The organism is Streptomyces sp. SID11385 (assembly GCF_010548245.1).
Taxonomy (GTDB): Bacteria; Actinomycetota; Actinomycetes; order Streptomycetales; family Streptomycetaceae; genus Streptomyces.
The window spans coordinates 1-704 of sequence record NZ_JAAGLR010001076.1 but is presented as its reverse complement, the minus strand read 5'-3'; the positions used below and the strand labels follow the sequence as shown (position 1 = coordinate 704).

Here is a 704-nt window from a genome sequence, read left to right as displayed (position 1 = left end):
CCAGGCCCGGGCGTTCGGCGCGCACGGGCTCGCCGAGACGCAGGCGCTCGCCGCCGCGGGCGGTCCCGGGGCGCCGCTGCTGCCCCGGATGCGCGGCGCGGGCAGCGCGTTCGAGGAGGAGGGGGCGCGGTACGGGGGGGTGCCGACGGGGGAGCTTCCGCTCGTCGAGGACCGGCCCCGTACGGGCAACCGCAAGGACAACGCGCGGCACGGGTACTACCCGGGGCGGCGCCTGAACCTCGGCGTCGTCCTGCTGCCGCTGCGCGTCTTCCTCGGGCTGATCTCGGTCTACGCGGGCATGGGGAAGCTCTGCGACCCCGTGTACTTCGACGGCGGCGAGCGCGGCTCGATGGTGAAGTGGCTGACGTCGCTGCACCCGTGGGCGCTCGCGGAGCCGCTGCGCGACTTCGCGCTCTCGCACCCCGTCGGCGCCGGGCTCTCGATCGCGTTCCTCCAGGTCATCGCCGGGGTGCTCACCGTGCTCGGGCTGTGGCAGCGGCTCGCGGCGGCGACCGGTGTCGCGCTCTCGGCGGCGCTGCTCGTGACGGTGACCTGGCGGACCGTACCGGCGTACGACGCGCCGGACTTCATCTACCTCGCCGCCTGGAGCCCGCTCGTCATCGCGGGCGCGCCCGTGTACTCGGTCGACGCGCGGCTCGCCTCGGGTGCCTGGCGCGCGCTCGGGCCGCGCGCCACGCTCGCGG

The 704-nt window shown here is 76.3% G+C and carries 1 protein-coding gene; it reads left to right on the top strand.

The window, feature by feature from the left end; genetic code table 11:
* Positions 1-704, top strand: a 704-nt coding sequence (locus G3I42_RS32995; RefSeq protein WP_239096839.1) for a DoxX family membrane protein, incomplete at both ends; no start/stop codon positions are given.